Below are 8310 nucleotides of genomic sequence, written 5' to 3'. Positions count from 1 at the left end.
GGGCGGGAGGGGGGCCGAGGCCGTGGCAGGCTTATCGCTGTCTTCCAGCACCTGGCCGTCGCGCAGCGTGATGATGCGATCCGCGTGGCTGGCCACCGCCATGTCGTGGGTCACCAGTATGATGGTGTGGCCCTGAGCGTGCAGCTCCTTGAGGATGGCCATCACCTCCTTGCCGCTCTGGCTGTCGAGGGCCCCTGTGGGTTCGTCCGCCAGGATCACCTCGCCGCCATTGGCCAGCGCCCGGGCGATGCTGACCCTCTGCTGCTGGCCGCCGGAGAGCTGGCCCGGAGTGTGATGGCTGCGATCGCTCAAACCCAGCCGTGCCAGCAGGGCTTGGGAGCGTGCTTGCCGTGCGGGACGGGAGGCGCCGGCATAGACGGCCGGGATCTCCACATTGGCGGCGGCATTGAGGTGCGGCAGCAGGTGGTAGCGCTGAAAGATGAAGCCAAAGTGGTGGCAGCGCAACCGGGCCAGGGAGAGGGCATCCAGGGTGGCGGTGTCCTGCCCCCGAAACAGATACTGGCCAGCGCTTGGACGATCGAGGCAGCCGAGCAGGTTCATCAGCGTGGATTTGCCGGAGCCAGAGGCGCCGACGATGGCGATCATCTCCCCTGCTTCAATGGTCAGATCCAGTGGATGCAGGACGGTGACCTCGTGTTCCCCGCTCTGATAGCGCCGCTCTATACCCTTGAGCTGGATCAGCGTCTCGCTCACAATATGATCTCCACGTCGCCGCCGCTGACCGGCTTGCCCTGGCCCAGGGTGACCTGCTCCTGCTCGCTCAGGCCGCTGACCACCTCGACCTTGATGTCATCCTTCATGCCGGTCTTGATGCGGCGTGTCTCTTTCTGAGCGTCATCCTTGAGCAGGGTCACCTCGTACTCGTTCTCCCCCAGCTTCTTGCCAAGGGCCGTCTGTGGAATGGTCAGCACCTGCTTGCGCTCGCCGAGCACTATGGTGACTTGCGTGGTCATGGCGACCCGCAGGGTGTGATCCGGATTGGGCACGTCAAACAGGGCGTAGTAGTAGACGGCGGCATTGCTGGTGGCTGTGGTGCTGGCGGCCGGCTCGTTGATGTTGGTGGGGGCCAGCTCCACCGTGCGCAGGGTGCCGTGATAGCGGGTGTCCACATCCCCCATCAGGGTGAAATAGACCGGCATGCCGGCCTTGACCCGGGTGACATCCGCTTCCGAGATTTGCGCCTTGACTGTCATGGTCTCCAGGTTGGCGAGCTTGAGCAGGGTCGGCACCGTCTGGCTGGCTGCCAGGGTCTGGCCCTGGCGGGTCACTATGCTGACGACTGTGCCATCCATCGGGGCAAGGATGCGGTTATAGCCCAGCTCCGTCTTGGTGCGATCCACCTTGATCAGCGCATTCTCGACCTCGGCCTGGGCGCTCTGCAGCTCTGCTCGGGTGACCGCCAGCTGGGCTTCGGCGCTCTCCAGATCGGCGCGGGAGCTGGCTTCCTGCTTGAACATCTGCTGCTGACGACGCCAGGCCAGCTCGTTTTGCTTGAGCTGTGCCTGCTTGATCTTGAGCTGGGCACGGCGGCTGGCAAGATCCGCCTCGGCGGTCTTGAGGTTGTTCTGGGCGATCAGCGGGTCTATTTCGGCCAGCAGGTCCCCTTGCTTGACGTCTTGTCCGGCCTCGACCGCCAGATAGGTCACCTGACCCGAGACCTGGGCACCCACATCCACCTGCTCTATGGCCTGCAGGACGCCGCTGGCCAGCACAGTCTGCTCCACATCCTGGCGGGTCACTGACGCGCTCAGCACGGGCTCGGGGGCCTTGCTCGGCCAGGCCAGCCAGGAGATGGCGGCCAGCGGGAGCAGGATGAGCAGGGCAAATTTTCGCTGCTTGGGGGTTATGTTCATTTATCACCTGAAAGAAACGTGCGAAGGCGTGCAAGGGCAATATCCTGCAGCAAACGAGGCTTAAAAAACAGCGATGAATATGTAAGGAAACATGTAGATAGCTTTGTCATTACCGGCCTTGCCTGCCGTCATGGCAATGACCGGGCGGCGGTTTGGATGGACAGAGTTGCGAGGTGCGAGGGAATGGGGCGAGAGGAAATAAAGCGAGGCGATGGCATGTTGGCAAGCGGCGCCCACCCGTGGGGTGGGCGCCGGGCAGATTAACCTATGGTCTTGAGCTGTTCGGCGTAGGGTTCGTGGCAGATCTGGATATCGATCGGCAGCTTGTAGATGAGCAGGCGGGCCAGTGACCCTTCCATCCAGTGGTGGCGGCTGCCCACCAGCAACAGATCCGTCGGGTGTGCATCCAGCCAGCGCTTCAGATCAGGCACCACGTCATCGACCACCAGACACTGGTAATCCACCGGGTGCTGCAGGGTGGTGATGAGCTCGCTGATGATGGCCTTGGCATCCAGCGTGCCTTGGGCACTGCGTTCTTCCTCGGACAGTGAGAGGCTATTGCGGCGCATCTTGCTGCTGTGGGTCAGGTGCAGCAGGGTCAAATCACCGCCCATTCCCTGTACCAGGCGGCTTGCTTTGGCCAGGGTATCCTGCTCGTAATCCTTGCCTTCCAGTAACAGCACAATATGGGTTGAGGTCATAAGCAGTTCTCCTTGGCATGGCGCGGGGCACCGGGGACAAACTGTCTGTCTCCTACCACTGTGTTCCCGCTATGTGTCGCATAAAACGAACCGGTTTTTGCGCGTCTGGCGTCACGTTTTGTCGGTGATGCATCGTCAAGCCATGTTCGTTCACATCATCATAACAGACCGGGTTGAATGGAAAATGAAGGGAAACCCGCTTTTTCACGGTGTACTGGTCTGGTGGCAGTGAACATCATGGCCGGGAAGCATGTTGGCGTTGTGGATGGGCGTCAGCACCCGGGATCCTGTGGTTTGGCATCGATGAAGTTGCGGGCGGGAGCGGTTTGGGGCGTGCAGGCAGCGGTCGGAAGATGGGGTGACGAAGAGAGGAGGGCAGAGAGCCAGCCCTGGGCCGGCTCCCTCTTCGCTGCACTCAAACGGGGTCTGAGGAGAGATACTGGCTCAGCCAGGGCAGCGCCTCTTTCTTGCGGCTGACGGCACCAGCCAGATGGGTTGGCTGCTCGGGCAGTATGCCGTTGCTGGCGAAGTAGAGCAGGCTGCCGCCCTTGGCCAGATCGGTCAGCATCAGCACATAGGCATCCAGCTCATCTTGCTCCAGCCGGTCTTGCATGGCCTGCGCCAGCTCGGTCTGGCGGGTGTGGATCGGCGCCGGGTCCATCACGCAGATCTGGCTGACATAGAGCTTGTAGCCGGCTATCTGGTACGCCTTCTCATCGGCGACGAGCAGTTCTGTCATAGGGGCGTCACCAATCTGGGTACGCCGCTCCAGCAGGGTCTGGGCGAAGGGTTCCAGCGCCAGATCGGCCAGGGGCAACAGCGCATTGACGGCGGCTCGGTCACGGGCCGTGGTGGTCGGCGAGGTGAGGCTGAAGGTATCGCTGATGATGGCCCCCAGCAGCAGCCGAGCCTGGGGGCGGGAGAGTGTGTCATAGCCCATCAGCTCAAGCAGGACGGTGGCGCTGCACCCCACGGCCCGGATCCAGGCATCGAGTGGGCCCCGGGTGATGAGTGTGCCGATTCTGTGGTGATCGATCAGCCCCTGCACGTCGGCCTCAGCCAGCCCCTCAGGTCCCTGCTCCAGCTCGCTGAAATCCACCAGAAACACAGATTTGTTGGCCACGCTGCCCTGCAACAGGGGAGGGGCATCGACCCCGGCGGTTTCAAGAATGAAGCGGGTTTCGGCAATGGGTTCACCCAGGGCATAGGCCTGGGCCTGCCGGCCCTGACGATTGAGCCAGTCAGCGGTGACCAGAGCAGTGCAGATGCTGTCGCTATCGGGGTTCTTGTGGCCAAACACATGGAGCATACAGACATTCCTGATGTTGGAGACTCGGCCGAGATCGCGATGACGCAAGTCGGGCAGGAGACGTGGTGAAGATGGCGAACAGGAGTGCGAGCTTGCCCCCAGTCGGGTGTCACTCTATGCGCCTGTGCTGCTTGTGGCAACCAGGCTGGTCCGATCGCTCAGCAGGCCTGGCGAGCACCATGAGCAGCCCAGACCCAGGAACTGCGCTGTGGCTCAGGTGTTGCTTTGTTCACCGCTGGCGCCAGTACCCGAACCGGGTCAGAGAGGCTCCTCTGATGTTGGCTGGCCAGGGGGGGCTGGGTGAGAAAAAGAGCATGGGCAATGAGGGGGAGCAATAAAAAGAAGAAGCACCCAACCCTGTGGGTCTGACCCTCCCTTTTGTTGCTTGCCCGGACATGGTTGCTCAGGTGGCCAGCAGCTCGCGGGCGTTGGCCAGGGTATTGTCCGTGATATGGTCGCCGCCCAGTAGGCGAGCCAGCTCCTTGAGGCGGGATCCTTGATCCAGCGCTTGCATCTGGGTCTCCGTGGTCTTGCCATCAGTGTGCTTGCTCACCACCATATGCTGGTGACCCTTACCCGCCACCTGAGGCAGGTGAGTCACCACCATCACCTGAGTGGATTCACCGAGCTGGCGCAGCAGACGACCCACCACAGCGGCAGTGGGGCCGCTGATCCCCACATCCACCTCATCGAAAATCAGGGTGGGAGTGGAGACCTTGCGGGCGCTGATCACCACGATGGCGAGGCTGATCCGCGACAACTCACCACCAGAGGCCACCTTGCCCAGCGGCTGGATAGGTTGCCCCGGGTTGGTGGTGACCATAAATTCCACTCTATCTATGCCAAGGGGCGAGAGGCTGCTCTGGGCATCCGGTCGCACCTCGATGGCGAAGCGGCCATCGGGCATCGCCAGCTCGTGCATGCTGGCGGTCACCTTGGTGCCTAGCTCCTGGGCGTAACGTTGACGGCTCTGGCTCAGGGCTTCGGCGGCCTGGACGAAGGCGAGGCGGGCCTCGGCCAGTTCATCTTCCATGCCTTCTAGGCGCTCTTCGTCGGAGTTGAGGCGGGCGAGATCACTGGCAAGATCCTGATGGTGCAGGGCCAGCTCGGCCGGTTTGACATGGTGCTTGCGGGCCAGATTGATAGCTTTGGAGAGGCGGGATTCGAGCTCGTTGAAGCGCTCGGGATCCAGCTCCAGCCGATCGAGGTAACTGCGCAGCTCGCTGTGGCTCTCCTGCACGCCTATCATCGCCTCGTTCAGCATCTGCAGCACAGGGGTGAGCCGGCTGTCCATCCCCACCAGGCTTTCGGCCTTGTCGACGGCGATCTGCAACAAGCCGGCGATGGTGGTCTCTTCGTTGTCATAGAGCAGATCGAGACAGGCGCCGCACTCCTGCATCAGCTCTGTGCCGTTGGCGAGCCGCTGGTGTTCCTCTTCGATCGCCTCGAACTCTCCCGGTTGCAGGGCAAATTCGTCCAGCTCCTGTACCTGATATTCGATGAGCTGACGGCGAGCCTCCCGCTGTTGCTGTTCAGCCTTGAGGCGGTTGAGTTCATTTTGCAGCTGGCGCCATAACTGATAGTGCTGGCGCACTTCGTTCAGCAGCAGGTGATGGCCGGCATAGCCATCCAGCAAATTGAGTTGGTAGTCGGGTTTGAGCAGAAGCTGGTGGGCGTGCTGGCCGTGGACGTTGACCAGCAGTTGGCCCAGGTTCTTGAGTTGGGTCAGGGGGACGGGCACGCCGTTGATGTAGCTGCGGGAGCGCCCTTCGGCAGAGAGTACCCGCCGCACTATGCATTCGCCTTCGTTGTCCAGCTCGTTGGCAGCAAGCCAGGCGCGGGCCGCGGGGTTGCCGTCCAGCAGGAAACGGGCACTGACCTCTGTCTTGTCGCTATCGGGGCGCACCATGCTGGCTTCGGCCCGCTCGCCGAGGCAGAGGCCGAGCGCGTCGATGGCGATGGATTTACCGGCGCCCGTCTCACCCGTGATGCAGGTCATGCCGGGTTGCAGATCGAGTTCGAGAAACTTGACGATGGCGAAGTTGTTGACGGTCAGCTGGGTCAGCATGGTCTCATCCTGTATGGGCCAACATTACTGTGTATGTATCCAGTATATACTGGTCTTATATACAGTAAAGAGGGCGCCGCCATTTTTAACGAATAGAGGCCACCAGAGCGGTGGCCTGCGGGATTGCAACAAGGAGCATGTCAGTGAAAGGCCGACATCAGATCCGGATGGGCGGCAATCACCTCGTCCAGCGCCTGTTCCAGCCGACTGCCGCTGGTGATGAGCGGGTTGAGCACCAGGGCACGCCAGGCGGTATGGCGGTTGCCGGTGATGGCGGCCTCGATGGTGAGCTGCTCGAACTCCTTCATCAACTGCAGCAGCCGCAGGGTGTCTTGCGGGAAGGGGGCTACGTTGAGCGGGAGCGGACCCGACTTGGTGATGAGGGCGCTGACCTCCACGGCGCACTCGTCCGGCAGACCGTTGATGGCGCCGTTGTTGCGGGTGTTGACGTGCATGATGATGCGCTTGTCGTTGTGGATGGCGCTCATCAGCTCGCATGCCGCTTCCGAATAGTACTGGCCGCCGCGTCCTTCCAGCGCCTTGGGTTTCTCGGCGAGATCCGGGTTGCGATAGAGATCGAACAGCTGCTGTTCGATGGCCTTGACCACCTCGCCCCGGGTTCCTTCGCCACTGGCCTCACCGAGCTCCTGTTTGAGGATATCGTCGCTCATGTAGTAGTAGCGCAGATAAGCACAGGGGATCATGCCCAGATTGGCCAGCAGATCCTTGGGCCAGGCAAAGGGGGGAATATTGCGCGGCACCAGCGGATCATGCCCTTGCGCGAGCCGGGCAATCACCTCGCCAAGCTTATCCTCGCCCTGATGCTGGATCTGGCGCACGAAGATAAAGTGGTTGAGTCCGGCTACCTGCATGATGAACCCCTGCTCATCGCGGCTCTCCAGCAGGGTGGCGACCCCTTTTTGCATGATCACCGGCACGTTGCACAGCCCCACCACCTTGATCTTGCTGTGACGCAACACGGCTTCGGTCACCATGCCCGACGGATTGGTGAAGTTGAGCAGCCAGGCATCGGGGCAGAGACGCTCCATGTCGGCGGCGATCTGCAGGGCGATGGGGATGGTCCGGCAAGCGTTGGCAAAGCCGCCCAGTCCGTTGGTCTCCTGACCGATCAGACCATATTTCAATGAGATCCGCTCATCGCTGATGCGGGCTTCCAGACAACCGGCGCGGAACTGGGAGCAGACGTAGTCGGCGCCGCGCAGTGCCTCTTCCCGTTCCAGCCTTGTTTCAACCCGTACCGCCAGCCCGGCCTTGGCCAGCATGCGGCGGGTGAGGGCGGCGATGATCGCCATCTTTTCGCGGCCATGGTCGATGTCGACCAGCCAGAGCTCGCGCAGTGGCAACTCGTGCTGACGCTGGATCAGCCCCTCAATGAGCTCCGGGGTGTAACTGGAGCCTGCGCCGATGACCACAATCTTGAGTCCGTTTTTCATTGTCCACCTCATGAACAGGGATAGGGATTGACCCTATTAAAGGGGGGCCGTCGCGGGCAGACAAACGAAATAAGAGGGGGTATGGATTAGCCTGTTTAATGCATGAGGGGAAATGGCATACTGATGACCCGCACCGCAACGAGCGTTATAACGAGGTTATCCATGCTGGTACAACAAAATACCCTGGCCCTGCTGCATACCTTCGAGAGCACGGCCCGTCACCTCAGCTTTACTCGCGCCGCCGAGGAGATGAACCTTACCCAGGGGGCCATCAGCCACCGCATTCGGCATCTGGAAGGGCTGCTGGGTTTTCGTCTGTTTATTCGCTTGACTCGCAAGCTGGCATTGACGGAAGAGGGGGGGCGACTGCTGGCAACCCTGAGCCACTCCCTGCGCCAGATCAACGAGGAGATTGAAGATATCCGGGCTCAGGATCTGCGAGGGACGCTCCATGTGGGGGTTGCACCGACGCTGGGGCTCAACTGGTTGATGCCAAGACTGCCCCGCTTCCAGCAACGCTGGCCCGGGTTGAACGTGATGATGCGGGTACGGGCGGGGGCGGTGGATTTCAACGAAGAGCGGGTGGATCTTGCCATCTACTACGGCGCGACTCGCTGCAGTGATCTGCACCGGGAGCTGTTGATGGAGGAGCGTCTACTGCCTGTCTGCTCCCCGGCCTATGCCGAGCGGCTGGGATTGCTGCAGGAGCCGGCCCGGCTGGCGGAGGCCTGTTTTATCCATGCCTCGGAATCGACCGATGTCCAGCAGCTCTTCTCTGAGTGGCGCCTCTGGTGCGATGGCGCTGGCATGACATTGCCCCATGAACAGCGTCACTATGGCTTCAATCACTATCAGATGGCCCTGCAAGCGGCGCAAGGGGGCATGGGGGTTGCGATGGGGCGGG

General features: G+C 61.6%; 7 protein-coding genes. 1 reads left to right on the top strand and 6 read right to left on the bottom strand.

What is annotated here, in order from left to right; translation table 11 throughout:
* The 6 genes from BN1129_RS07795 to BN1129_RS07770 form a co-directional block, all read right to left on the bottom strand.
* A partial coding sequence (locus BN1129_RS07795) for an ABC transporter ATP-binding protein (RefSeq protein ID WP_042035690.1) occupies positions 1-714 on the bottom strand: 714 nt, incomplete at its 3' end.
* Entirely contained in the window at positions 711-1874 is a 1164-nt protein-coding gene (locus tag BN1129_RS07790; protein WP_042035689.1) for an efflux RND transporter periplasmic adaptor subunit, read from the bottom strand. The genes BN1129_RS07790 and BN1129_RS07795, both read right to left, overlap by 4 nt.
* A gap of 260 nt (positions 1875-2134) precedes the next feature.
* Positions 2135-2575 carry a universal stress protein gene (locus BN1129_RS07785; RefSeq protein ID WP_042035688.1) on the bottom strand — a complete coding sequence of 147 codons (441 nt, stop codon included), beginning with the start codon at positions 2573-2575 and terminating at the stop codon, positions 2135-2137.
* A 415-nt stretch (positions 2576-2990) separates the two neighbouring features.
* Positions 2991-3884 carry a DHH family phosphoesterase gene (locus BN1129_RS07780; protein ID WP_042035686.1) on the bottom strand — a complete coding sequence of 298 codons (894 nt, stop codon included), beginning with the start codon at positions 3882-3884 and terminating at the stop codon, positions 2991-2993.
* 403 nt (positions 3885-4287) lie between these two features.
* A complete protein-coding gene (gene recN / locus BN1129_RS07775) occupies positions 4288-5952 on the bottom strand; it encodes a DNA repair protein RecN (protein WP_042035684.1) in 1665 nt (554 codons plus the stop codon).
* A 140-nt stretch (positions 5953-6092) separates the two neighbouring features.
* Positions 6093-7406 (bottom strand): 6-phospho-beta-glucosidase, encoded by a 1314-nt coding sequence (locus BN1129_RS07770; RefSeq protein WP_042035682.1) that lies wholly within the window; start codon positions 7404-7406, stop codon positions 6093-6095.
* 162 nt (positions 7407-7568) lie between these two features.
* Here BN1129_RS07770 and BN1129_RS07765 point away from each other — a divergent pair.
* On the top strand, positions 7569-8310 hold a 742-nt coding region (locus BN1129_RS07765), incomplete at its 3' end, for a LysR substrate-binding domain-containing protein (RefSeq protein ID WP_042035681.1).

This window comes from Aeromonas popoffii (assembly GCF_000820025.1).
GTDB classification, from domain to species: Bacteria; Pseudomonadota; Gammaproteobacteria; order Enterobacterales; family Aeromonadaceae; genus Aeromonas; species Aeromonas popoffii.
Note: the sequence above shows the minus strand (reverse complement) of the source record. Positions and strands in the feature narration are given on the sequence as shown.

Excerpts from the sequence above, each read along its gene's own strand:
- BN1129_RS07780 (WP_042035686.1), bottom strand. The coding sequence starts at position 3,884 with ATGCTCCATGTGTTTGGCCACAAGAACCCCGATAGCGACAGCATCTGC.
- BN1129_RS07790 (WP_042035689.1), bottom strand. The coding sequence starts at position 1,874 with ATGAACATAACCCCCAAGCAGCGAAAATTTGCCCTGCTCATCCTGCTC.
- BN1129_RS07770 (WP_042035682.1), bottom strand. The coding sequence starts at position 7,406 with ATGAAAAACGGACTCAAGATTGTGGTCATCGGCGCAGGCTCCAGTTAC.
- recN (WP_042035684.1), bottom strand. The coding sequence starts at position 5,952 with ATGCTGACCCAGCTGACCGTCAACAACTTCGCCATCGTCAAGTTTCTC.
- BN1129_RS07785 (WP_042035688.1), bottom strand. The coding sequence starts at position 2,575 with ATGACCTCAACCCATATTGTGCTGTTACTGGAAGGCAAGGATTACGAG.